The organism is Microterricola viridarii, from assembly GCF_900104895.1.
GTDB lineage: Bacteria > Actinomycetota > Actinomycetes > Actinomycetales > Microbacteriaceae > Microterricola > Microterricola viridarii.
In genome coordinates, this window is sequence record NZ_LT629742.1 from 2,881,446 (window position 1) to 2,903,606 (window position 22,161).

The 22,161-nt window shown below is 71.9% G+C and carries 22 protein-coding genes; 6 read left to right on the forward strand and 16 right to left on the reverse strand.

The window, feature by feature from the left end:
* Nucleotides 1–27: 27 nt before the first annotated feature.
* The 7 genes from BLT62_RS13215 to BLT62_RS13245 all read right to left on the reverse strand — a co-directional run bounded on the left by BLT62_RS13215 (nucleotide 28) and on the right by BLT62_RS13245 (nucleotide 7,579).
* Nucleotides 28–1,245 carry an ABC transporter permease gene (locus BLT62_RS13215; protein ID WP_083364481.1) on the reverse strand — a complete coding sequence of 406 codons (1,218 nt, stop codon included), beginning with the start codon at nucleotides 1,243–1,245 and terminating at the stop codon, nucleotides 28–30.
* Nucleotides 1,242–2,045, reverse strand: coding sequence for an ABC transporter ATP-binding protein (locus BLT62_RS13220; protein ID WP_083364482.1), 804 nt, complete (start codon nucleotides 2,043–2,045; stop codon nucleotides 1,242–1,244). The genes BLT62_RS13215 and BLT62_RS13220 overlap by 4 nt, the downstream gene beginning before the upstream one ends.
* On the reverse strand, nucleotides 2,045–3,088 hold the full coding sequence (locus BLT62_RS13225) for an efflux RND transporter periplasmic adaptor subunit (RefSeq protein ID WP_083364483.1): 1,044 nt from the start codon (nucleotides 3,086–3,088) through the stop codon (nucleotides 2,045–2,047). The genes BLT62_RS13220 and BLT62_RS13225 overlap by 1 nt, the downstream gene beginning before the upstream one ends.
* 161 nt (nucleotides 3,089–3,249) lie before the next feature.
* On the reverse strand, nucleotides 3,250–4,926 hold the full coding sequence (locus BLT62_RS13230) for a ribonuclease J (RefSeq protein ID WP_083364484.1): 1,677 nt from the start codon (nucleotides 4,924–4,926) through the stop codon (nucleotides 3,250–3,252).
* A gap of 71 nt (nucleotides 4,927–4,997) precedes the next feature.
* Nucleotides 4,998–5,975 carry a 4-hydroxy-tetrahydrodipicolinate synthase gene (gene dapA / locus BLT62_RS13235; RefSeq protein ID WP_083364485.1) on the reverse strand — a complete coding sequence of 326 codons (978 nt, stop codon included), beginning with the start codon at nucleotides 5,973–5,975 and terminating at the stop codon, nucleotides 4,998–5,000.
* A 195-nt stretch (nucleotides 5,976–6,170) separates the two neighbouring features.
* Nucleotides 6,171–6,758 (reverse strand): dihydrofolate reductase, encoded by a 588-nt coding sequence (locus BLT62_RS13240; protein ID WP_083364486.1) that lies wholly within the window; start codon nucleotides 6,756–6,758, stop codon nucleotides 6,171–6,173.
* A complete protein-coding gene (locus BLT62_RS13245; RefSeq protein ID WP_083364487.1) occupies nucleotides 6,755–7,579 on the reverse strand; it encodes a thymidylate synthase in 825 nt (274 codons plus the stop codon). Before BLT62_RS13245 ends, BLT62_RS13240 begins: the two co-directional genes overlap by 4 nt.
* Nucleotides 7,580–7,669: 90 nt before the next feature.
* On the opposite strand from BLT62_RS13245, the gene BLT62_RS13250 reads away from it, so the two are divergent.
* From BLT62_RS13250 to BLT62_RS13265, 4 genes are read left to right on the forward strand one after another with little or no spacing between them, the layout of a single operon-like run.
* Nucleotides 7,670–8,140, forward strand: a complete 471-nt coding sequence (locus BLT62_RS13250) for a TlpA family protein disulfide reductase (RefSeq protein WP_083364488.1) — start codon at nucleotides 7,670–7,672, stop codon at nucleotides 8,138–8,140.
* On the forward strand, nucleotides 8,121–8,669 hold the full coding sequence (locus tag BLT62_RS13255) for a DUF4395 domain-containing protein (protein WP_083364489.1): 549 nt from the start codon (nucleotides 8,121–8,123) through the stop codon (nucleotides 8,667–8,669). The genes BLT62_RS13250 and BLT62_RS13255 overlap by 20 nt, the downstream gene beginning before the upstream one ends.
* Before the next feature lie 22 nt (nucleotides 8,670–8,691).
* Nucleotides 8,692–9,117, forward strand: a complete 426-nt coding sequence (locus BLT62_RS13260) for an OsmC family protein (RefSeq protein WP_083364490.1) — start codon at nucleotides 8,692–8,694, stop codon at nucleotides 9,115–9,117.
* On the forward strand, nucleotides 9,118–10,068 hold the full coding sequence (locus tag BLT62_RS13265; protein ID WP_231919171.1) for a TIGR01777 family oxidoreductase: 951 nt from the start codon (nucleotides 9,118–9,120) through the stop codon (nucleotides 10,066–10,068).
* A gap of 226 nt (nucleotides 10,069–10,294) precedes the next feature.
* Here the strand turns inward: BLT62_RS13265 and BLT62_RS13270 are convergent, their stop codons facing one another.
* Both BLT62_RS13270 and dapB read right to left on the reverse strand, forming a co-directional pair.
* Nucleotides 10,295–10,738, reverse strand: coding sequence for a tetratricopeptide repeat protein (locus BLT62_RS13270; protein ID WP_407937552.1), 444 nt, complete (start codon nucleotides 10,736–10,738; stop codon nucleotides 10,295–10,297).
* The gene (gene dapB / locus BLT62_RS13275; protein WP_083364491.1) at nucleotides 10,735–11,562 is read right to left on the reverse strand and encodes a 4-hydroxy-tetrahydrodipicolinate reductase; all 828 of its coding nucleotides are present in this window, start codon (nucleotides 11,560–11,562) and stop codon (nucleotides 10,735–10,737) included. The genes BLT62_RS13270 and dapB overlap by 4 nt, the downstream gene beginning before the upstream one ends.
* 59 nt (nucleotides 11,563–11,621) lie before the next feature.
* Between dapB and BLT62_RS13280 the strand changes: the two genes are divergently transcribed.
* Nucleotides 11,622–12,119, forward strand: coding sequence for a GNAT family N-acetyltransferase (locus BLT62_RS13280; RefSeq protein ID WP_083364492.1), 498 nt, complete (start codon nucleotides 11,622–11,624; stop codon nucleotides 12,117–12,119).
* Nucleotides 12,120–12,238: 119 nt separating this feature from the next.
* On the opposite strand, the gene BLT62_RS13285 is transcribed toward BLT62_RS13280, so the two are convergent.
* Complete coding sequence (locus BLT62_RS13285) at nucleotides 12,239–12,841, reverse strand: histidine phosphatase family protein (protein WP_083364493.1); 603 nt, start codon at nucleotides 12,839–12,841, stop codon at nucleotides 12,239–12,241.
* A gap of 85 nt (nucleotides 12,842–12,926) precedes the next feature.
* Nucleotides 12,927–14,420, reverse strand: coding sequence for a M16 family metallopeptidase (locus BLT62_RS13290; RefSeq protein ID WP_083364494.1), 1,494 nt, complete (start codon nucleotides 14,418–14,420; stop codon nucleotides 12,927–12,929).
* 407 nt (nucleotides 14,421–14,827) lie between these two features.
* Between BLT62_RS13290 and BLT62_RS13295 the strand changes: the two genes are divergently transcribed.
* On the forward strand, nucleotides 14,828–15,478 hold the full coding sequence (locus BLT62_RS13295) for a TetR/AcrR family transcriptional regulator (RefSeq protein ID WP_083364495.1): 651 nt from the start codon (nucleotides 14,828–14,830) through the stop codon (nucleotides 15,476–15,478).
* 20 nt (nucleotides 15,479–15,498) lie between these two features.
* Here the strand turns inward: BLT62_RS13295 and BLT62_RS13300 are convergent, their stop codons facing one another.
* The 5 genes from BLT62_RS13300 to BLT62_RS13320 form a co-directional block, all read right to left on the reverse strand.
* Nucleotides 15,499–16,668, reverse strand: a complete 1,170-nt coding sequence (locus tag BLT62_RS13300) for an aldo/keto reductase (RefSeq protein ID WP_156786347.1) — start codon at nucleotides 16,666–16,668, stop codon at nucleotides 15,499–15,501.
* Between the two features lie 68 nt (nucleotides 16,669–16,736).
* Entirely contained in the window at nucleotides 16,737–17,594 is an 858-nt protein-coding gene (locus BLT62_RS13305; RefSeq protein ID WP_083364496.1) for an HpcH/HpaI aldolase/citrate lyase family protein, read from the reverse strand.
* Nucleotides 17,591–18,124, reverse strand: a complete 534-nt coding sequence (locus tag BLT62_RS13310) for a MaoC family dehydratase (protein ID WP_083364497.1) — start codon at nucleotides 18,122–18,124, stop codon at nucleotides 17,591–17,593. The genes BLT62_RS13305 and BLT62_RS13310 overlap by 4 nt, the downstream gene beginning before the upstream one ends.
* On the reverse strand, nucleotides 18,117–20,414 hold the full coding sequence (locus tag BLT62_RS13315; RefSeq protein ID WP_231919173.1) for an acetyl/propionyl/methylcrotonyl-CoA carboxylase subunit alpha: 2,298 nt from the start codon (nucleotides 20,412–20,414) through the stop codon (nucleotides 18,117–18,119). Before BLT62_RS13315 ends, BLT62_RS13310 begins: the two co-directional genes overlap by 8 nt.
* A 19-nt stretch (nucleotides 20,415–20,433) precedes the next feature.
* Entirely contained in the window at nucleotides 20,434–22,104 is a 1,671-nt protein-coding gene (locus BLT62_RS13320) for a carboxyl transferase domain-containing protein (protein ID WP_083364499.1), read from the reverse strand.
* Nucleotides 22,105–22,161: the final 57 nt, after the last annotated feature.

Sequence of the window (22,161 nt, forward strand, 5' to 3'; positions counted from 1 at the left end):
CCTTTCGGCAGGCGCCACGCTCCCACGTCAGTAGCGGATGGCGTCGATGACCCGCACCCGGACGGCGACGAGCGCGGGCATCAGCCCGGCCAGTGCGCCGACGACCGTGGCCGCGCCGAGGCCGAGCAGGGCCGCCTCGATCGGGAACGGCGGGAAGTCGGTGATCATGCCCTGCCCGATCAGGTCTTCGACCATCGGGGACTTGACGATGAAGATGGCGACCATCACCCCGACGACACCGGCGGCGACGGTGGCCACGACGCTCTCCAGCATCACCGCGAAGAACACCCGGCCGGCCGTCGCGCCGAAGCTCCGCCGGATGCCGATCTCGCGGATGCGCTGCTTCACCGTGACCATGGCGATGTTGACGAGGCCGAGCGCGCCGAGCAGCAGCACCAGTCCGGCGATGCCGCCGACGGTCAGCTTGAGCGAGAGCAGCGGGTCGTCGTCGTAGGCGCCGGGGTCGCTGCGGTAGATGTTGACGACGTAGCTCTCGCCGAGCCCCGCCTGCATGTCGCTCGTCAGGCCGGCCTGGATCTGCTCCGTCAGGTCGGCCGGGATCCACATCTCGTACTCGGTCAGCCCGATGGCCGGCCCGTCACTCGACACCGCGGCATATGCCTCGGTGAGCATGAACATGGTCGGTTCCATCTCCCAGCTCTGCGAGCGGTGCACGCCGACAATCACGGCGGTCGCCGGCGCGTTGCCGAGCAGTTGCACCGTCGGATGGCTGCCGAGGTCCGGCGAGCCGATGCGCTGCCAGAACGCCTCGTTGACGACGATGGCCGGCGCCAGGCGCAGGGCGTCGTCGGCGGCGAACCACGCGCCATGGTCAACTTGCAGCCGGTGCATCTGGGCGTAGGCGGGGTCGACGGCCTGCACCGACACGTTCACGGCGCCGTCGGCGAATTGCACGAACGCCGCCCCGTAGGCGATGCGCCCCGCATAGTCGATGCCGTAGCGCTCGACGGTCTCGGTCCAGAGCGCGGACATCGCCTCCGGGTCCGGGGCGGTGCCGTCCGCCTTCGACGCCGTCACTTTGAGGGTGGCCGGCCGGCCGCCCCAGCGCTCGTTGCTCTCGGTCATCGCCTGCTCGGCGATGCCGGCGACCCCGACGACGGTGGTCAGCGCGCAGACGGCAACGGCCACGCCGATCAGCGAGAGCAGCACGCGCGTGCGGTGGATGCGCAGCTCCTGCCAAGCCTCGGCGAGGGCGCCGACCACCCCGGTGAAGAACCGGCTCATGCGCTGAGCTCCTCGTCCTCGTCCGGCACGGCCCCGGATGCCGCGGGCACCGCATGCACGCCGGCGGCGTGCGGCAGCCGCCGGCTGACGGCGACGAGTTCGCTCGGCCGGCCGTCATCCCGCACCGTGCTCAGTCGGCCGTGGTCGAGCAGCAGGTGCCGGCTCGCCAGGTCGGCGATGGCCGGGTCGTGGGTGATCGTGACGAGCGCGGCGCCCGTCGAGAGCGCCACCTCGTCGAGCAGAGCCATCACGCTGGCACCGGTCTCCACGTCGAGCGCGCCGGTCGGCTCGTCGGCGAGGATGACGCGCGGCCCGCGCACCAGCGATCGGGCGATGGCGACCCGCTGCTGCTCTCCGCCGGAGAGCATCGTCGGCATCGCGTCAACGCGGTGGCCGAGGCCGACCCTCTCGAGCATCTCCCCGGCCAGGGTGGAGCGGTTCCAGAACTGCTTGCCGGTCGCGTAGAGCAGGGGGGTCATCACGTTCTCTCTGGCCGTGCGGCCCTGCAACAGGTTGAACTGTTGGAAGATGAAGCCGATCTCCCGGCCGCGCACCCTGTCGCGCTCGGCGGAGGAGAACTTCTCGGCCGGACGGCCGTCGAAGGTGATGCTGCCCGTCGACGGGCTGTCGAGCAGCCCCATCAGGTTGAGCAGGGTGGACTTGCCGGAGCCGGAGCGCCCCACGATGGAGAGCCGGTCGCCGGAGGAGATCTCCAGGTCGACGCCGTGCAGGATCGTCAGCGGCGGCGCGTCCGGCAGGGGAACCGTCTTCGTGACGGAGTGCAGGCTGAGGAGCGACATCAGCCCTCGACCGCTTCCATGCACTGCATGCCGCCGCCCGGCATCGGCATGCAGCCGTCGTCGGTCTGTGCGGGGGCGCCCGGTACGAACTCGAGCACCATGTCGCCCTCTGCAACGCCAGAGGTGATCTCGACGAGGGTGCCGTTGTTCAGGCCGAGGACGACGGGGCGTTCCTCGTGGCTGCCGTCCGGGAGCACCGCCCAGACGACGCCGTTCTCCGCGGCGCCCTTGACGGCGGTCGTGGGCACGGTGAGCACGTTCTCGGCGCTTCCGGCCGCGATCGTGATGTCGGCGGCGAGGCCGGCGAACACGGTCACCTCTGCCGGGATGGCGCAGCGCACCGTCGTTCCGGAGCCGCCGGCCGCGCCGGCGCCGCTCCCCTCCCCGGGTGTGGCGCTCTCGCCCTGCAGCGGGGTGGAGACGGTCAGGCCGGTGCACTGGAACGGCGCGGGGCCGCCGGTGATCGCGATCATCGCCTCGGTGGGCTGGCTGACCAGGCGGTACTGCTGCTCGGGGCTGAGCGCGCCCGTCACCGAGAAGCTCGGCGGGGCGACCTGGCCGGTCGTGTCGCCGACGGCCACCTGCTGGCCGGCGAGCACGCTGAGGGCCGTCAGCGTGCCGCTGATCGGCGCGTAGACCTTGGCGAAGCTGGTGACCGGCTTGCCCTGGGTGATCGTCGGGAGGCCGTCTGGACCGACGCCCTCGACCGGCTCCGGCACGGTGACGACCTTGATGTCGTAGAGCTTGGTGCCGGCGTCGACCCACTGGCCGGCCCCGACGAACACCTCGTCGACGGTCCCGGCCCCGGTCGCCTTGACCGCGACGGCCGGGTCTGCGGCGACGTTGCCCTTCAGCGTGACCTCGTTCGTGATGCTGCCGACCGCGACGGCAACCTCTGGCTGCGTGATCTGCCCGCTCGGCTGGGCCGGGTTGGAGGTGTCTGCGTTGTCGGGGAAGAAGGCGACCTTCACGAGCGCCGCCGCCACGGCGGCCAACAGCACAATCCGGATGATCGGAAAGATCCACTTGCGTACGACGCCCACGGGGCTCCTCTGGTTCGGTGACAACAGCCATCACGCTAGCGGCACCGGCCGCGCGAAAAACCCCTCTCAGGGATGATTCAGGGTTGCCCGCACCCATGAATAAGGGCCCCGGATGCCACGCGAGGCGGTATCCGGGGCCCTGATCGTTGCTGCGAGGCTGTCTAGGCCTCGATCACGAGCGGCACGATCATCGGCCGGCGGCGGTAGGAGACATTGACCCAGCGGCCGACCGTGCGGCGCACGACCTGGGCCAGGGCGTGCGTGTCGCGCACGCCGTTCTGTGCGGCGTCGGTCAGCGCGGCGGCGATCTTCGGCTTGACGGCGTCGAAGATCTTGTCGTCCTCTGCGAAGCCCTTGGCGTGGATCTCGGGCCCGACGACGATTTTGCCGGTGGAGGCGTCCACGACCACGATGACCGAGATGAAGCCCTCCTCGCCGAGGATGCGGCGGTCCTTGAGGTCGGCGTCGGTGATCTCGCCGACGGTGGAGCCGTCGACGTAGACGTAGCCGAGGTCGAGCTGGCCGACCTGCGTCATGACGCCGGCCTTGAGGTCGTAGACGGAGCCGTCCTCGCCGAGGAACACGTTCTCCTCCGGGATGCCGGTCTGGATCGCGAGCTGCGCGTTGGCGTAGAGGTGGCGGTGCTCGCCGTGCACGGGCAGGACGTTCTTCGGCTGCAGGATGTTGTAGCAGTAGAGCAGCTCGCCGGCGGCGGCGTGGCCGGAGACGTGCACCTTGGCGTTGCCCTTGTGCACGACGTTGGCGCCCAGCTTGGTGAGGCCGTCGATGATGCGGTAGACCGCGTTCTCGTTGCCGGGGATGAGGCTGGAGGCCAGGATGACGGTGTCGCCGTCGCCGACCGAGATCTGGTGGTCGCGGTTGGCCATGCGGCTGAGCACGGCCATCGGCTCGCCCTGCGAGCCGGTCGACATGTAGACGATCTTGTTGTCCGGGATGTCGCCGGCCTTCTTGTAGTCCACGAGCACGCCGGCCGGGACCTTGAGGTAGCCGAGCTCGGCGGCGATCGTCATGTTGCGCACCATCGAGCGGCCGAGGAGGGCCACGCGGCGGCCGTTGGCGTGGGCGGCGTCCAGCACCTGCTGCACGCGGTGCACATGGCTGGAGAAGCTGGCGACGACGACCTTCTTGGTCGCCTTGGAGATGACCTGGTCGAGCACGGGGCCGATCGAGCGCTCCGGCGTGGTGAACCCGGGCACGTCGGCGTTGGTCGAGTCGACGAGGAACACGTCGACGCCGCTCTTGCCGAGGCGGGCGAACTCGCGCAGGTCGGTCAGGCGGCCGTCGAGCGGCAGCTGGTCCATCTTGAAGTCACCGGTGGCGAGAACGGTGCCGGCGACCGAGTGGATGACGACGGCGAGGGCGTCGGGGATCGAGTGGTTCACGGCGACGAACTCGAGGTCGAACGGGCCGAGGGCCTCCATCTGGCCCTCTGCGACGTTCAGCGTGTACGGCTTGATGCGGTGTTCCTTGAGCTTCGCCTCGATCAGGGCGAGCGTCAAGGTCGAGCCGATCAGGGGGATGTCGGCGCGCAGGCGGAGCAGGTAGGGCACCGCGCCGATGTGGTCCTCGTGGCCGTGCGTGAGCACGACGCCGACGATGTCGTCGAGGCGGTCCTTGATCGGGGTGAAGTCGGGCAGGATCAGGTCGACACCGGGCTGGTGCTCCTCGGGGAAGAGCACGCCGCAGTCGACGATCAGGATCTTGCCGTCGATCTCGAAGGTGGTCATGTTGCGGCCGATCTCGCCGAGACCGCCGATCGGTGTGATGCGGAGTGTTCCCGGCTGCAGTGGTGCCGGTGCGTAGACGTCGTTGGGCATATGCCCTCCTTGCGTATGTCGGGCTCGTCGAGCCTCGTTGTGGTGGGCGCGGCCAGGCCGCGCGTTGTTTCCTAGCGTGTGGTTCCGGCCACCTTCGGCAGGGCGCCGCCGGCGGCGGCATTGCGGTCGGGGCGGAAGTTGGAGAGGTCGAGACCGGGGATGTCGCGGACCAGGTCGAGTTCGTCCTCGATCTGCGCGGCCTCCCACTCTTCGGGTCCGACGAGGGGCAGCCGCACGCGCGGGCTGCCGATGCGGCCGAGGCCGTGCAGGATGTACTTGGCCGCGACGGTGCCGGGCACGTGGGTCATGACGGCGCGCACGAGCGGCTCGAGCGCCTGGTGCGCGGCGGTCGCCGTGGCGAGGTCGCCCGCGTTGACGGCGTCGATCATCTGGCGGTACGGGGCGGGGGCGATGTTGGCGGTGACGCCGATGAGGCCGGTGGCGCCGATGGCCAGGTGCGGCAGCACGTTGGCGTCGTCGCCGGAGAAGTACATCAGGTCGGTCTGGTTGAGCACGCGGCTGACCTCGCTGAAGTCGCCCTTGGCGTCCTTCACGGCGAGGATGTTCGGGTGCTTGGCCAGGCGCATGATCGTCTCGTACTTGATCGGCACGCCGGTGCGGCCGGGGATGTCGTAGATGATGACGGGCAGGTCGGTGGCGTCGGCGACCATGCGGAAGTGGGTGAGGATGCCGGCCTGGGTGGGCTTGTTGTAGTACGGCGTGACGATCATGATGCCGTCGGCGCCGGCCTTCTCGCTGGCCTTGTAGAGCTCGATGGCGTGCGCGGTCTCGTTGGAGCCGCCGCCCGTGATGATCTTGGCGCGGCCGGCCGCGACATCCTTGCCGACCTCGACCAGCTTGAGCTTCTCCGGGTCGGTCAGGGTGGACGTCTCGCCGGTGGTTCCGGTGACGACGATGCCGTCTGCCCCGGCCGTGATGACGTCGTCGATGTGCTTCTCCACCGCGGGCCAGTCGACTTCACCGTCTGCGGTGAAAGGGGTCACGAGTGCGACGAGGACCTGGCCGAAGGGATTCGCTGTAGAAGACACAGATCATAGGTTATCTGGTCGGCGGCGCCGCGGCATCCGGGGGCCGTCACGATCGGCCTCGCGCGCCCGCTCAGGCGGCGGGCGGAAACCCGGAGATCCGGTCGACACTCGGATGCAGGGCGCTGGCGCCACGGCGTGTTGACGGCGGCCCCGGCTGCTGGCACGCCGGGCCGAACGGGCCGGGGCCCACCGGGCTCAGGCGCGGGCGTAGCTGAGGAAGCGGTAGTCCAGGCCGGTGCGGGAGGTGTGCCAGCCGGATTCCGGATCGATCGCCTGCACGGCCCAGCCGGAATCGATCGCCGGGGCGTGGGTGTCGCCGTCGAAGCCGGCGTCGATCTCGGTGACCTCGAGCCGGTCGACGCCGAAGCCGGTGCCTGCCCGCTCGGCGCTGCCGGCCAGGGCCAGCGCGAAGATCTCGGCGCCGCCGATCACCCAGACGCGCTCCCCCGGGGTCAGGGCTGCCGCGATGGCCACGCCGTCGGCCAGCGAGCCTGCCGTGTGCGCGCCGTCGGCCGACCAGTCGGCCTGCCGGGTGACGACGATGTTCTCGCGGCCGGAGAACGGCCGGAACCGCTCCGGGATCGAGTCCCAGGTCTTGCGGCCCATCACGACGGCGCCGCCGAGCGTCACCGCCTTGAAGTGGGCGAGGTCCTCCGGAACGTGCCAGGGCATGACGCCGTTCAGGCCGATCACGCCGCCGCGCGCCTCGGCCCAGATCAGGCCGACGCGGATCGGTGCCGGTGCCACGGCAGCGCCGCCTGCGGCATCCGTGCCCGCGCTCATACGGCGACGGCGCCGCGGATGGCGGGGTGGTGCTGGTAGTCGACGACGGCGAAGTCCTCGAACTCGTAGTCGAGCACGCTCGGCCGCTCGGCGGTGATCTCGAGGCTCGGGTACGGGTACGGCTCGCGGCTCAGCTGCTCGGTGACCTGCTCGACGTGGTTGTCGTAGATGTGGCAGTCGCCGCCGGTCCAGACGAAGTCGCCCACCTCGAGGCCGGTCTGCGCCGCGATCATGTGGGTGAGCAGCGCGTAGCTGGCGATGTTGAACGGGACGCCGAGGAACATGTCCGCACTGCGCTGGTAGAGCTGGCAGCTCAGCTTGCCGTCGGCGACGTAGAACTGGAACAGGGCGTGGCAGGGGGCCAGGGCCATGTTCGGGATGTCGGCCGGGTTCCACGCGCTGACGATCAGCCGGCGCGAGTCCGGGTTGGTCTTGATCTGCTCGATCACCTCGGTGATCTGGTCGATCTGCTCGCCGCTCGGCGTCGGCCAGGAGCGCCACTGCACGCCGTAGACGGGGCCGAGCTCGCCGGCGGCATCCGCCCACTCGTCCCAGATGGTGACGCCGTGCTCGCGCAGCCAACCGACGTTGCTCTCGCCGCGGAGGAACCAGAGCAGCTCGTAGGCGATGGACTTGAAGTGCACGCGCTTCGTGGTGATGAGCGGGAAGCCCTCGGCCAGGTCGAAGCGGATCTGGCGGCCGAACACGCTGCGCGTCCCGGTGCCGGTGCGGTCGGTCTTCTGCGTGCCCGTCTCGAGAACCTCTCGCAGCAGATCTTCGTACGGGGTGGCAATGCCGGGGGTGGGGGTCGTCGCGCTCACCCCTCGATGCTAGTCGGCCGCCGCTGGGCTGCGGCTGTCATTCGCCGTCACAGTCGACCGCGCGGCCAGATCCCCGCGTAGATTCACCGCATGAATTGGCCTCCCGTCCTGATCGGCGCCCTCGCCCTGCTCGCCCTGAGCACGGCGCTCGGCCTGCTCTGGAAGGCGCGGAGCGGGCGCGCCCGACGCGCCCCGGCCGCCCTCTCCCCCGTTCTGACCCCGGCCGAGCTGGCGGATGCCGCCGGCACCCCCGCGCTCTTCGGCACCCGGGCGACGCTGCTGCAGTTCTCCACCGAGTTCTGTGCGCGTTGCCCGCAGACCCGGGTGCTGCTCTCCGGCGTCGCCGCCGCGCACGAGGGCGTCCGCACCGTCGAGGTCGACCTCGGCCAGCGGGCCGACCTGGCCCGGCGCTTCCGGGTCATGCAGACCCCGACCGTTCTCGTGCTGGACGCGTCCGGCGCCGTGCACACCCGGATCGGCGGGGCCCCGGAGCGGCGCACACTCACCCGCGCCATCGAACAGATTCTCGGAGAGGACTCCCATGTCGCTGCCATCCGCTGAGCCGGCCGCCCGGCACACGCCCGCCGCGTCCGCACCCGCCGCCGCGCCCGCAACCGCGCCCGCCGCGACCGCCGACACGCCCACCGCGCCCACCGCGCCCGCCGGCATCGATCCGCGCGGCCCCCGCTTCGGCGCCGCGATCACGGCGGTGCTGCTGTTCGCGGTGGTGCTGCTCGCGCTCTCCGGCGCGGAGACGGCGGCCCTGCTCGGCCTCGCCGCGATCGCCGGCCTGTTCGCCTGGGGCGCCTTCGCCGGCATCCGCCGCCACCCCTACGGCGTGCTGTTCCAGAAGCTGGTGCGCCCGCGGCTGGCGGCGCCCACCGAGTGGGAGGACCCGCGGCCGCCGACCTTCGCGCAGGGGGTCGGGCTCGTCGTCACCGGCATCGGAGTCGTGCTCGGCCTGCTCGGTCTGCCCGTCGCGGTCGGCATCGCGGCGGCCGCCGCCTTCGTCGCGGCCTTCCTCAACGCGGTGTTCGGATACTGCCTCGGATGCCAGATCTACGTCCTGCTCGTCCGCCTGCGCGGATAGGCTGGGCGCAGGAGGTTTCACAATGGCGCTCACCAGCGAAGCAACAACGGTATGGAACGGATCACTCTTCGAGGGTTCCGGCACGGTCACCCTGGATTCATCTCAGACCGGGGAGTTCCCCGTGAACTGGAAGGCCCGCTCAGAGGGAGCCCCGCACACGACGAACCCTGAAGAGCTGCTCGGGGCGGCGCACGCCTCCTGCTTCTCGATGGCGTTCTCGCTCGCATTGACGCAGGCCGGCTTCACGCCGACCAGCATCCAGACGACGGCGGCGGTCACCTTCGAGGCCGGCAAGGGCGTGCTCGGCAGCCACCTGCTGGTCAACGCGGTTGTGCCCGGCATCGACGAGGAGGAGTTCCACCGCATCGCGGAGGAGGCCAAGACCGGCTGCCCCATCTCGCAGGCGCTGGCGGGCATCCCGATCACGCTCGAAGCCGACCTCGCCTAGGTGAGCGACCGCTTCATCCCGAGCGGCCACGTCCCCCGCACGCGCCGCCAGAAGGAGTCGCAGCTGCGGGTGCTGGTCTCCGGCGCGTCCGGTCTCATCGGCACCGAGCTCACGCGCCAGCTGGAGGCGACGGGGCACACGGTGCTGCGCCTCGTCCGCCGCCGGCCGGAGGCCGAGAACGAGGTGAACTGGGCGCCGACCGCGCGCATCCTCGACTTCACCCTGATGAACAGCGTGGATGCCGTCGTCAACCTGTCCGGCGCCTCGCTGGCCCGGCTGCCGTGGACGGCGGCCTACCGCAAGGAGATCCTGTCGTCCCGGATCGAGACGACGCACGCATTGACGGATGCCATGCGCATGGCGTCCTCGCCGCCGCCCGTGTTCCTCAGCGCCTCGGCCGTCGGCATCTACGGTGACCGGCCGGGCGAGCGCCTCACCGAGGATGCGCAGCGCGGCACCGGGTTCCTCGCCGACGTCGTCGACGCCTGGGAGCGGGCGGCGCACCTCGCCCCGGAGAAGACGCGCGTCGTCACGTTCCGCAGCGGCATCGTGCTCGGCCACGGCGGCGCGCTCAGCCGCCTCGAGACGCTGACCAAGCTCGGCCTCGGCGGACCGATGGGCAGCGGCGGCCAGCACTGGCCGTGGATCAGCCTGTACGACGAGGCGGCCGCCATCCGCCACCTGCTCACCTCGCAGCTGAGCGGTCCGGTCAACCTGGTCGGGCCGACCCCGGCCACGGCCGACCGCATCAGCAAGGCCATCGCGAGCGAGCTGCACCGGCCCTACCGCTTCGCCGTGCCGGAGAAGCTCGTCTCGCTGACCATGCGCGAGGCCGGCGACCAGCTGCTGCTGGCCAGCGCCAAGGTGGTGCCAGAGCGGCTCCTCGCCGACGGCTTCACCTTCCGCAACGAGACCGCGGAGTCCGCGATCGCCGACATGCTCGGCCGCTAGCGCCGCACTCGCGATCGCAGCCGGCACGAGCCGCGCGCGGTCGCTCTCGCGGTCACGCGCGCCCTCGCGGACGAGAGTGCGCCAGCGGACGCGAGTGCGCCAGCGGACGCCGCGCGTGGTCGCGGCCCGCGAAATGTCTCGCGGCCCCGGACATACCGAGGGCCGCGAGACATTTCGGGGGCCGCGACGTCCGGGAGCTCAACGGGGTGCGCTCAGCGGGGTGCGCTCAGTGGGCGGATCGCTCCAGTGAGATCGCGTGGATGATGGCCTTGCGGGCGCGGCGGCGGTCGCCGGAGGCGTCGTAGGCGAGTCCGAGCCGGAACCAGGCGCGCCAGTCCTCCGGCGCCGCCTCGACTTCGGCCTGGAACCGGCCGAAGTCCTCGTCGGCGGCGTCGCGCAGCGGGCGTCCGCTGGCCCGTGTCGGCAGAACTTCCTCCGGCAGGGCTCCCTCGGCCTCCAACACGCCGACGAGGCGCTGTGAGCGGACGCCGAACAGCAGCTCGCGGCCGAGCGCCCACGCCCCGACGAGCGGCAGCACGATGAGCGCAATGCCGATGCCGACCGCGATCGGCTCCCCCGTCATGACGAACTGCACGGCGCGCCAGCCGATCAGCACGATGTACAGCGCGAGCAGGGCCGCCATCAGGAGGGCGGCGGTGCGGCCCTTCACAGGGCGGGTCCGGATGCCGCGGCGGCGCCGTCTGCCGCGGAACCGGCGGGCGCGATGGGGCTCGTGGCCTCCGGCATCCCGAGGCCGAGCAGCGAGTCGAGGCCGACCGTGACGCCGGTCAGGCCCGGCAGCGCGCGCAGAGCGAGCACGATGCCCTGCTCGTAGGAGCTCGGCGAGAGCGTGTCGTGGCGCACGGTGAGGGTCTCCCCCACGCCGCCCAGGATGACCTCCTGCCGGGCGAGCAGGCCGCTCATCCGCAGGCTGTGGATGGGGATGCCGTCGACTTGCTGGCCGCGGGCGCGCTGGTCGGTGTGTGGGGCGAGCACGGGGCCGAGGGCGCCGCGGGCCTCGGCGATGCGCTCCGCCGTGCGCACCGCGGTGCCGGACGGCGAGTCGATCTTGGCCGCGTGGTGCGCCTCGATGATCTCGATCGACTCGAAGAAGCGGGAGGCGATGGCGCTGAGGGCGGTGCCGAGCACGGAGCCGACCGAGAAGTTCGGCACGACGAGCACGGCGGCGCCGTTGCCGAGGGTCTCGACCGTGCGGGACAGTGCTGCGACGGCATCCGATGACCAGCCGGAGGTGCCGACGAGCACGCTCAGGCCGTGCGCGAGCGCGAAGTCGACGACCTGCTGGCTGACGCCGGGGTGGGTGAAGTCGATGGCGATGTCGGTGCGGGCCTCGCCGCTGCCGAGCATCTCCTCCAGCGCGCTCGAGGAGTCGAGTTCGGCGACGAGCTCGAAGCCCTCTGTCTCGCGGACGAGGCGGGCGGCGAGCTGTCCCATTTTGCCGGTGGCGCCAATGATGGCAATGCGTGAAGTCACCCGTTCAGACTAGCAACTGCGGCCTGCCCTCCCGCCGCGCGGAGCCCTACGCTGGGGGGATGATTCAGTTTGTCGAGACGTCGGTTGACAGCGCGGAGGCGCAGGAGCTCCTGGGCGAGTACTTCGCCGAGCGCGCGGTGGGCTTCCCGCCGGAGCAGGGCGTGTACCGGCCGACGTTCCCCTCTGCGGAGCAGTTCACCGGGCGGGCCGGCCAGTTTCTGCTGGCGCGGGAGGACGCTCCGGGCGAGGCGGGCGACGGCGCGCTGCTCGGCTGCGGCGGCGTCCGCCGCATCCAGCGGGCGGATGCCGGCCTGGTGCGCTTCGAGGTCAAACACTTGTACCTGCGCCCGGCCGCCCGCGGCCGCGGGCTCGGGCGCGCCCTGCTCGCCGAGCTGGAGCGCCGGGCGGCGGAGCTGGGCGCCGAGGAGATCGTGCTCGACACGAACGCGAACCTCGAGTCGGCCGGCGCGTTGTACCAGCGCGCCGGGTACAGCGACATCGCGGCGTACAACGCGAACCCGAACGCGACGAACTGGTACGGCAAGCGGATCGGCTGACGCCTTTCGGCTGAGCGGCGCGACGCGCAGCGTCACGAAAGGCGGCAGCCAGTCCCCAGGAATCCTCCAGACTGGTACCGATGCTTGCCGGGTTGCGACGCTCTACCGGCGGTCGACCGCTAGATCTGCAGCTGGTCCGGCAGCCCGGTGCGCAGCTCAACCGGCAGGTGGCCGAGGTCGTTGTGCGTCACGAGCGTCCACGGGCGGCCGGGCTTCTGCTGCAACACCGTGAGCCCGCAGTTGGCCTGGTTGATGCTCACCCAGCGCCAGTCCGGCGCCCCGAGCACCTCGCGCACGAACCAACCGATCACGAAGTTGTGCGTGATCAGCAGGTCGTGCCTGTCCGCGCTGCTGGACTGCAGGAACTCCGCCGTGGCGTCCTCCATCTGGGCCCGCCCGGCCTCGATCTCGGCCGGCGTCACCGAGCCGAAGAACGGGTCGTAGCTGGACGGGGTCTCCGGCGACGGGCCGGACGGCACGCAGTCGAAGAGCAGCGCCGAGGGTTCCGGCGTGATGGCCGGCAGCCGGTCGGCGATGATCGCGGCGGTCTCGGCCGCCCGCTGCAGCGGCGAGTGCCAAGCACTCGTGAAGGGAACGCCGCCGAGCCGCTCGGCAATGAGCTGCGCCTGGCGGATTCCGCGCGGGGAGAGTGGGCCGTCGGGGAGGCCGTGCTCGGCGTCCTGTTGCTCGCCATGGCGCACGAGATAGAGGTAGTGGGGCACCGGTGACCCTTTCTTGTGGAACGAAGATTGTGGAACGAAGTGTGTGGGCGAACTGCGGGGGCTAACTGCGGGGCGGGGCCGGCGCTCAGCGCCGGGAACCGGGCGGGGTGAGGTCTGCGGATGCCGCGGCCACGGCGTCGCCCTGGGCGCCGGGCGGAGCCAGGGTCCCCGGCGCGGACGCGGTCGCTGCGGTACCCGTGCTGCTCGGCAGGAGCGGGGCGAACACCTCGGCGTCGACGGCGCCGACGGCGACGAGGGAGAGCGGCCCGCTGGCGAGGTCGGCGGCCAGCTCGCGCACGTCGTCCGCGCCGACGAGGGCGAGCCTGCGCAGCGCCTCGTCGAGGTCGACGAACTCGCCGGTGGTGATCTCGGAACGGCCGAGGCGCGACATGCGCGTGTCCGAGTCCTCGAGGGCCAGTGCGGAGGCGCCGGAGAGCTGCCCGCTGGCGCGGCGCATCTCCTCCTCGCTCACGCCGTGCTCTGCCAGGCGGTGCAGCTCACCGAGCAGCAGCTCGGCGACCTGGCCGCTCTTGGCCGGCGAGCAGCCCGCGTAGAGGCCGAAGACGCCGGCGTCGGAGTAGGAGGCGGCGTACGAGTACACCGAGTACGCGAGGCCGCGCTTCTCGCGCACCTCCTGGAACAGGCGTGAGGACATGCCGCCGCCGAGGATCGAGTTGAGCACGCTCATGGTCACCCGGCGCTCGTCGGCCGCCACGATGCCGGGCATGCCGATCAGCATGTTCACCTGCTCCAGCGGCCGGTTGACGATCGTCAGCGGGCTGCCCTGGGTGATCGGCGCGGCGGCGAGGCTGCGGCGTGCGACGGGCTGGGCAGGCGTGCTGAGATCCCAGCCGGCGGCCTCCAGGCTCGCCACCACGATGGCCACGAGCTCGTCGTGGTCGACGGCTCCCGCCACCGAGACGACGAGGTCGTTGGCCCGGTAGTTGGCCCGGTAGTGCTCCATCACGGCGTCACGGGTGACGGCCTCGATGTGGTCGGGGGTGCCGCCGATGGGCCGGCCGAGGGGGTGGTCGCCGAGCACCGCGTGGAACAGGCTCTCGTTGGCGACATCCGCCGGGTCGTCCTGGGACATCGAGAGCTCTTCGAGGATGACGCCGCGCTCTGTCTCGAACTCGATCGGGTCCAGCACCGAGGAGGCGAGCATGTCGGTGAGCACCTCGACGGCCATCGGCAGGTCGCGGTCGCGCACCTTGGCGTAGTAGCAGGTGTATTCCTTGGCCGTCATGGCGTTGTGCTCGCCGCCGACGGAGTCGAAGGCGACGGCGATGTCGAGGGCGGTGCGCGTCTTGGTGCCCTTGAAGAGGAGGTGCTCGAGGAAGTGGGTGGACCCGAAGGTCGCCGGGTGCGCCGGGGCGGAGCCGCGGGCGGGGCGGGCGGGCTGCTCGTCGCGGGATCCGACGGCCACCCAGAAGCCGATGGTGGCGCTGCGGGCGCCGAGCACCTGCTCGCTCAGGACGCGCACGCCGCTCGGCAGAACGGTTCGCCGAACGCGGGCATCACCCGACGCTTGAAAAGACAGCTCGGGCGTATCCAGGGAGAACTCAACTGCACCATTCATCACAGCCACCCTACGCCAGCGCACAGACGGGGGCGCCGAAAAACCCCCCGGGCGGGGGTGCCACGGGCGCCCGATCCGTGCGGAGACGCCCCTCCGGGCGAGGGCCGCACCCCGCGTCGTTCCGGGCGCGCCGAGCGCGTGAGCATGGGGGCAGACAGATCTGTCTGCCCATGCTATGTTCAACTCGTCATCGACCGGCGGCACCCCCAAAACACCGCGAGAAGACGCCGAAGTGGGCGCCGCTACCCCGGCTCCCAGTTCTCCCGCCGCCCCGAACGGCGGAGGAAGCCTCTGACTTCCGGGAGCCCCGAAGCTCTCACGGGAATGCAACACAAACGAGTGTCCCTAGCACTTGTTGAGCATGGCAAGGTTTGTCGACCCTTGCCCGGCACAGAGGAGGTGGCTGGATGGAAGACCGCCACGAAGCGCCCGTCCAGCCCGCCACGCATGCCAAGGTGCGCATCCTGGACACGGCCAATCGCCTGTTCTACAACGAGGGAGTCCACAGCGTGGGCATCGACCGCATCATCGCGGAGGCCGGCGTCACGAAGACCACGCTCTACAAGTACTACAAGTCCAAGGAACTCCTCACCGTGTCCTACCTCCAGCTGCGCGACAACTATGTGCGCGACATCGTCGCGAGCCTGCAGGCGCAGACGGAGGATCCGATCGAGCGGCTGCACCTGTTGGTGGAGGCGATCGCCGGCGAGGCCGAGAAGCCGGACTTCCGCGGCTGCCCGTTCATCAACGCCACCGCCCAGTTCAGCGATCCGCAGCACCCGGTGCGCCTGGCCATCACCGAGCACCGGCGCTGGTACTCCGAGCAGGTGGAGCACATGTTCCGCGATGCCGGGCACCCCGACCCCCTGCAGGCCAGGGACGACTTCTTCCTCGCCCGCGACGGCGCCTACGCCAGTGCGAACCTCGGCGACCCCGCGACGGCGACGGCGGCGCTGCGGCGGATGACGGGGCGGCTCATCGGGCAGGCATCCGGCGGGCAGGCGTCCGGCGGGCAGGCATCCGGCGGGCAGGCGTCCGGCGGGCACAGCGAGGCCTAGCCCGGCCCGAGGCGGGCGGCTCAGTTGCCCGCGGTCGCCCGGTCCAGGTCGATGATGTCGGCGCGGCTGAGCCGGAACGTGGCCGCCGCCATCACGGCGTCGAGCTGCTCCGGGCTGCTGACCCCGGCGACCGGGGCGCAGATGCTGCGCTTGGACTGCAGCCAGGCCAGCGCGACGGTGGCCAGTTTCACGTCGAAGTCCTCCGCGATGCGGTCCATCACGGTGAGGATGCGGGTGCCGCGCCTGGTCAGGTGGGAGGCGATGCGCATTCCCCGCACGTCCGGGGCGATCATGGAGCGCGAGCGGTAGCCGCCGGCCAGGAAGCCGTTGGCGAGGGCGAAGTAGGGCATCACGGCGAGGCCCTGCGCGCGGGCCAGCAGCGCCAGCGACGTCTCGTACTCTGCGCGGTGCATCAGGTTGTAGTGCGACTGCAGCACCCGGAAGCGGGGCAGTCCGTTGGCGGCCAGCACCCGCGCCTCGAGCAGTCGCTCCGCGGTGAAGTTGGAGGCGGCCAGGTAGCGCACGGCGCCCGCCCGGATTAGCGAGTCGACGGCGCTCAGGCTCTCCTCCAGGTGCACGTCTCGGTCGTCCAGGTGGAAGGTGAGCAGGTCGATGTGGTCGGTCTGCAGGCGCTTGAGCGAGGCCTCGACAGCGCGGATGATGCCGGTGGCGCCGAGACCGAGGTTCTCGGGGTTGCGCCCGATCTTGGTGCACAGCACGGTGGCGTCGCGGCCGCCGGTGCGGCGCAGCCACGATCCGATCAGCTGTTCGCTCCGCCCCGCTGCGTAGCTGTCCGCGGTGTCGATGAAGTTGCCGCCGGACTCGCGGTAGCGGTCGAGCACCGCCTCCGCCGCGGTGGCGCCGAGGGTCCAGCCGAACATGCTCGTGCCGAGGGCCAGCGGGAAGACGTCGAGATCGGTGTCGGCCACCCGGCGGCGCATCGCGTCCGGGAGCGGCAGCAGTGCCGCGGTTGCCGCGCCGTGCGCCTCAGCGGGTGATTCGGTACCGGTCGGTGCGCGCGGGTCTGGTTCGGGATCCGCCGTGCGCGTGCCGAGTTCCGGGATCTGGGCGAGCCCGGAGATCTCGCCGGAGTGCGGGGAGTGCTCGGTCCCCTCCGGATGGCCTCCAGACCGAGCGGTCGTTTCTTCGTCCTGACGCTTCCGGGCCCCCACCCGAACAAATTGAGCCATTCTCACCCCTTCCCTGCTTCGACCCTAGCGCCGGGGTACGACTGCGCACCGGGGCCCACACCGAACCGTTACCAAACCGTGTGCTCTGCCCGTTCGAGAAGTGCGCGGGCATGCCGCAGCACGGGCTCGTCGATCATCCGCCCCTCGAAGCGGAATGCCCCGGGCTCGCCGGCTGCCCGCGCGAGCAGGGCGGCCGCCGCGCTCAGCTGCTCGGGGCTCGGCCGGTAGGCAGCGCGGATCACCGCGACCTGGGCGGGGTGGATGCAGGCCGTCGCCTGGAACCCGCTGGCCGCGGCATCCCGGGCCTCTGCGGCCAGGCCCACCTCGTCGTCGATGACGAGGTGGACGGTGTCGATCGCCGCCGTGCCGTGGGCGGCGGCCGCCATCAGCACGGCGGAGCGGGCGTGCCGCGCGACATCCCGGTAGCGCCCGTCCGGGTATCGGCTGGAGCTGCCGCCGAGCGAGGCCAGCAAATCCTCCGCGCCCCACATCAGCGCCGCGACGGAGGCCTCTGCGGCCAGCTGTGGGGCGGCCAACACCCCGGCGGCCGTCTCACAGAGTGCGATGACCCCGATGCGCGGGCTGCCGGATGCCGCGGCGAGCGCCTCGATGGCGCGCACCGCGGCCGGCGACTCCGCCTTGGCGAGCATCAGTGTGCGGTAGCCGGCGGCGAGCGCCGCCTCGACGTCGAGGGTGTGGTCGGACGAGCCGTGCGGGTTGACGCGGACGATGGTGCGGGCAGGGTCCAGCGGGTGCGCGGCCAGCGCGGCGCGGGCGGCCGGGCGCTCGGCGGGCAGCACGGCATCCTCCAGGTCGAGGATGACGGCATCCGCCCGCTCGGCCGCCTTCGCGAACCGGTCGGGCCGGTCGGCCGGGCAGAACAGCAGGGCCGGGCCGGTGCGGTCGAGGTCGACGCCGCCCGTCACGGCGCCTGCCCCGCCCCGGCGGCGTCGATGCACCAGACGAGGGTGGTGCGGCTCGCGGTCGCCACCACGTCGCCGTGCTGGTTGCGCCCCGTGTGCTCGAGCGTGACGATGCCCTGCCCCGGGCGGGACGCGGACAGCCGTTTGGCGCTCACCAGCGTCTCGGCGTAGAGCGTGTCCCCGTGGAACAACGGCTGCGGGAACGCGACGGCGCCGAAGCCGAGGTTCGCGACGAGGGTGCCCTGGGTGAGCTGGGCGACCGAGGCGCCGACGAGCGTCGCCAGGGTGAGCATCGAGTTGACGAGACGCTGGCCGAACGGCTGCCCGGCGGCGAACGCGGCATCCAGGTGCAGCGCCTGCGTGTTCATGGTGAGGCTGCTGAAGAGCACGTTGTCTGCCTCGCCGATGGTGCGGCCCGGCCGGTGCAGGTAGCGCGTGCCCAGCTCGAACTCCTCGTAGAACAGCCCGCGCTGCACGATCTCCCGGCCTGGCTCCCGGCCTGACTCCCTCGCCGATCCGTCTCTGTCACTCATTGCCGATCTCCTGCCGTTGGCCCGGTGTCTGCGCGTCGATGGAGGCGAGCAGTTGGTCGCGGCGCAGCGCATCGCCCAGGCGCACGTGCAGCCGCACCGTGCCGGCGACGCTCGCCGTCACCTGGTGTTCCATCTTCATGGCCTCCACCGTGGCGATCGGGGCGCCGGCGGCCACCGCATCACCGGATGCCGCGTGCAGCTGCACCACGGTGCCAGGCGTCGGCGTGCGCAACTCGGGGCTCGCCGCCACACCGCCCTCCTGCTCGGCCCGGGCGGCCAGGATCCGCGCCAGCTCGCCCTGCAGCTCGGCCTCCCGGCTCACCGCCGTGAACCGGGTGGATTCGCCCTCCACCGAGAGCAGGAGGTCCTCGCCGTCGCGGGCCCAGCTCCAGCGCCGCTGCACCCCGTCGACGGCGATCCCGACGTGCACGCCGGTGGCACGGCTCGGGGCCGTGGCGGCCGGGGCGATGCTCACCGTGTGCGCGGACATGCGGCCGTCCTCCGCGCCGCGCTCCCGCACGGCGACGGCCAGGTGCTCGGTCAGGTGGTCGGTCATGCCGCCCGCCGTGTGGTCCGCTCCCGCCGACCGCGCGACGACCCGCACCTCGAAGGCAGTCTCCGCCTGCGCTCCGGCACGCTCTCCCCGGTGTCGCACGAGAAGGGCCTCCGGGCGGGCGGCCGCCGCTCCCCCGGTGCGCCAACCCGAGCGGTCCTGCCAGGGCGAGCCGGCCGCGGCCGGCGCCTCGGCGTGCAGCAGGGCCCCGGCGACGGCGAGCATCTCGCCGAGCAGCGCGGGCGCCGGGGCGGTGTCGGTCGGCGGCGCGGGCTGCGCCGCTGCGGCGCGGGCCCCTGGAACGCGGGCCGCAGCGGCACGGGACTTTGTGGCCTGCGCATCCAGGTGCCGGGCGATCAGCCCGGTGTCCAGCGCGCCCGCCTGCACGGCGGGGTCGGCGAGCAGCCCGCGCAGGAAGGCGAGGTTGGTGTCGACGCCGAGGATGACGGTGTGCGCCAGGGCGGCGTCGAGCCGGGCGAGCGCGCTGGCCCGGTCGGGAGCCCAGGCGATCACCTTGGCGAGCATCGGGTCGTAGTGGGAGCCGATCTCCCCGCCCGGCAGGAGCGAGCTGTCCACCCGCACCCCGGGGCCGTGCGCCTCGGCGAGCGCCAGCACCCGCCCGCTGGTGGGCAGGAAGTCGCTGGCCGGGTCTTCGGCGTAGATGCGCGCCTCCACCGCATGCCCGTCCAGCCGAATCTGCTCCTGGCGCCACGGCAGCTCCTGCCCGGCGGCCACGCGCAGCTGCCACTCGACGATGTCGATGCCGGTCACGAGCTCGGTGACGGGGTGCTCCACCTGCAGCCTGGTGTTCATCTCCATGAAGTAGAACTCGTCCGGCGCGGCATCCGAGATGAGGAACTCCACGGTGCCCGCCCCCACATAGCCAACGCTGCGGGCGACCGCGCAGGCCGCCTCGCCGATGCGGGCCCGGGTGGCGGCGTCCAGCAGCGGCGACGGCGCCTCCTCGACGACCTTCTGCTGCCGGCGCTGCAGCGAGCACTCCCGCTCGCCGAGGTGCACGGTGTGGCCGGCCCCGTCGGCCAGCAGCTGCACCTCGATGTGCCGGGGGTGCGCGATGAACTTCTCCAGGAACAGGGTGTCGTCGCCGAACGCGGCACGGGCGGTGCGCCGGGCCGAGGCCAGCGCGGCCGGCAGCGCCTCTGGGCTGTCGACGAGGTGCATGCCCTTGCCGCCGCCGCCCGCCGAGGGCTTGATCAGCACCGGGTAGCCGAGCAGCTCCGCGGATGCCGCCAGCGCGGCGTCGTCCGTGGAATCGACGCCGCCCTCGCTGCCGTGGCCCTCGCTGCCGGGTGTCACCGGCACCCCGTGCCCGGCCACGTGTCGTTTGGAGCGGATCTTGTCGCCCATCACCCGGAGGGCCTCCTCCCCTGGGCCGACGAAGACGACGCCGGCCTTTGCACAGGCGGCGGCCAGCAGCGGGCTCTCGGAGAGGAAGCCGTAGCCGGGGTGCACGGCATCCGCGCCGCTCGCGCGCACGGCCGCCATCACCGCGTCGACGTTGAGGTAGCTCTCGGCCGCGGGGGCGGGCCCGATCCGGATGGCGAGATCGGCCAGGGCGACGTGCTTGGCGCCGCGGTCGGCGTCGCTGTACACCGCGACCGCCTCGATGCCCAGCCGCTGCAGCGTGGCGATCACCCGGCAGGCGATCTCGCCGCGGTTGGCGACGAGCACCGTGCGGAACGGGGGTAGGGCCGACGTGGCATGCCCAGTGTTCATCTCTACGCTCATCCGCGCCTCACATCCTGAACAGGCCAAAGGCAGGCTCGGGCAGCGGGGTTCTGCTGCACACGTCGAGCGCCATGCCGAGCACCCGGCGGGTGTCGGCGGGATCGATGATGCCGTCGTCCCAGAGCCGGGCGGTGGAGTAGTACGGGCTGCCCTGGCTCTCGTAGCGCTCCCGGATCGGCGCGCGGAACGCCGCCTCCTCCTCGGCCGGCCACTCCTCGTCGCGGGCCTCGTACTGTTCCCGCTTGACGGTGGCGAGCACGGCGGACGCCTGCTCCCCGCCCATCACCGAGATGCGGGCGCCCGGCCACATCCAGAGGAAGCGCGGCGAGTAGGCCCGCCCGCACATGGAGTAGTTGCCCGCGCCGAAGGAGCCGCCGATGACGACGGTGAGCTTGGGCACCCGGGTGGTGGCCACCGCGGTCACCATCTTCGCCCCGTGTTTGGCGATGCCGCCGGCCTCCGCGTCGCGGCCGACCATGAAGCCGGAGATGTTCTGCAGGAACAGCAGCGGGATGCCGCGCTGGTCGCAGAGTTCGATGAAGTGGGCGCCCTTCTCGGCCGACTCGCTGAACAGCACGCCGTTGTTGGCGATGACGCCGACCGGGTGGCCGTGGATGTGCGCGAAGCCGGTGACCAACGTGGCGCCGTACTCGCGCTTGAACTCGTGCAGCGCGCTGCCGTCGACGAGCCGGGCGATCACCTCGCGCACGTCATAGTCGGCCTGCACGTCGACGGGCACCACCCCGTACAGCTCGGACTCGTCCGCCAGCGGCGGGCGGCCGGCGGCGAGCGCCCAGGCCGGCTCGGCCGGCGGGGGCAGCGTCGCCACGATCTCCCGCACGATCTCCAGGGCGTGGGCGTCGTTCTCGGCCAGGTGGTCGGTGACCCCGGAGACGCGGGAGTGCAGCTCGCCGCCGCCGAGCTCCTCGGCGGTGACGACCTCGCCGATCGCGGCCCGAACGAGCGGCGGCCCGCCGAGGAAGATGGTGCCCTGGCCGCGCACGATCACGGTCTCGTCGCTCATCGCCGGGACGTAGGCGCCGCCGGCGGTGCAGGAGCCGAGCACGGCGGCGATCTGCGCGACGCGGGCGGCCGACATCCTGGCCTGGTTGTAGAAGATGCGCCCGAAGTGCTCGCGATCGGGGAACACCTCGTCCTGCATCGGCAGGTAGGCGCCGCCGGAGTCGACGAGCGCAATGCAGGGCAGCCGGTTCTCGAGCGCGATCTCCTGGGCCCGGAGGTGCTTCTTCACGGTGAGCGGGAAGTAGCTCCCGCCCTTGACGGTGGGGTCATTGCAAATCACCATGACCGGGCGGCCGTGCACGAGCCCGATCCCGGCGATGACGCCGGCGGCCGGCGCCTCCCCGCCGTAGAGCTCGTGGGCGGCGAGCGGGGCGACCTCCAGGAACGGGCTGCCCGGGTCGAGCAGCCGGTCGATGCGCTCGCGCGGCAGCAGTTTGCCGCGCGCCGTGTGCCGCTGCCGGGAACCCTCCGGCCCGCCCCGGCCGGCGTGGGCGAGCGCCGCGTTGAGCGCGGCGACGAGGGCGCGCTGCGCCGTGTCGTTCGCGAGGAACTGCGGCCCCTGCGGGTCGATGCGGCTGCGCAGCACCGAGATCCCGGCGCCGGTGTCCGCGGGGATGCGCGCGGGGGCGGCATCCGGATCGAACAGACCGCTCATCGCGCCCTCCCCCTCGACAGGCGGCGGGGCGTTGCCTCGCCGGAACGTAGTCCCACC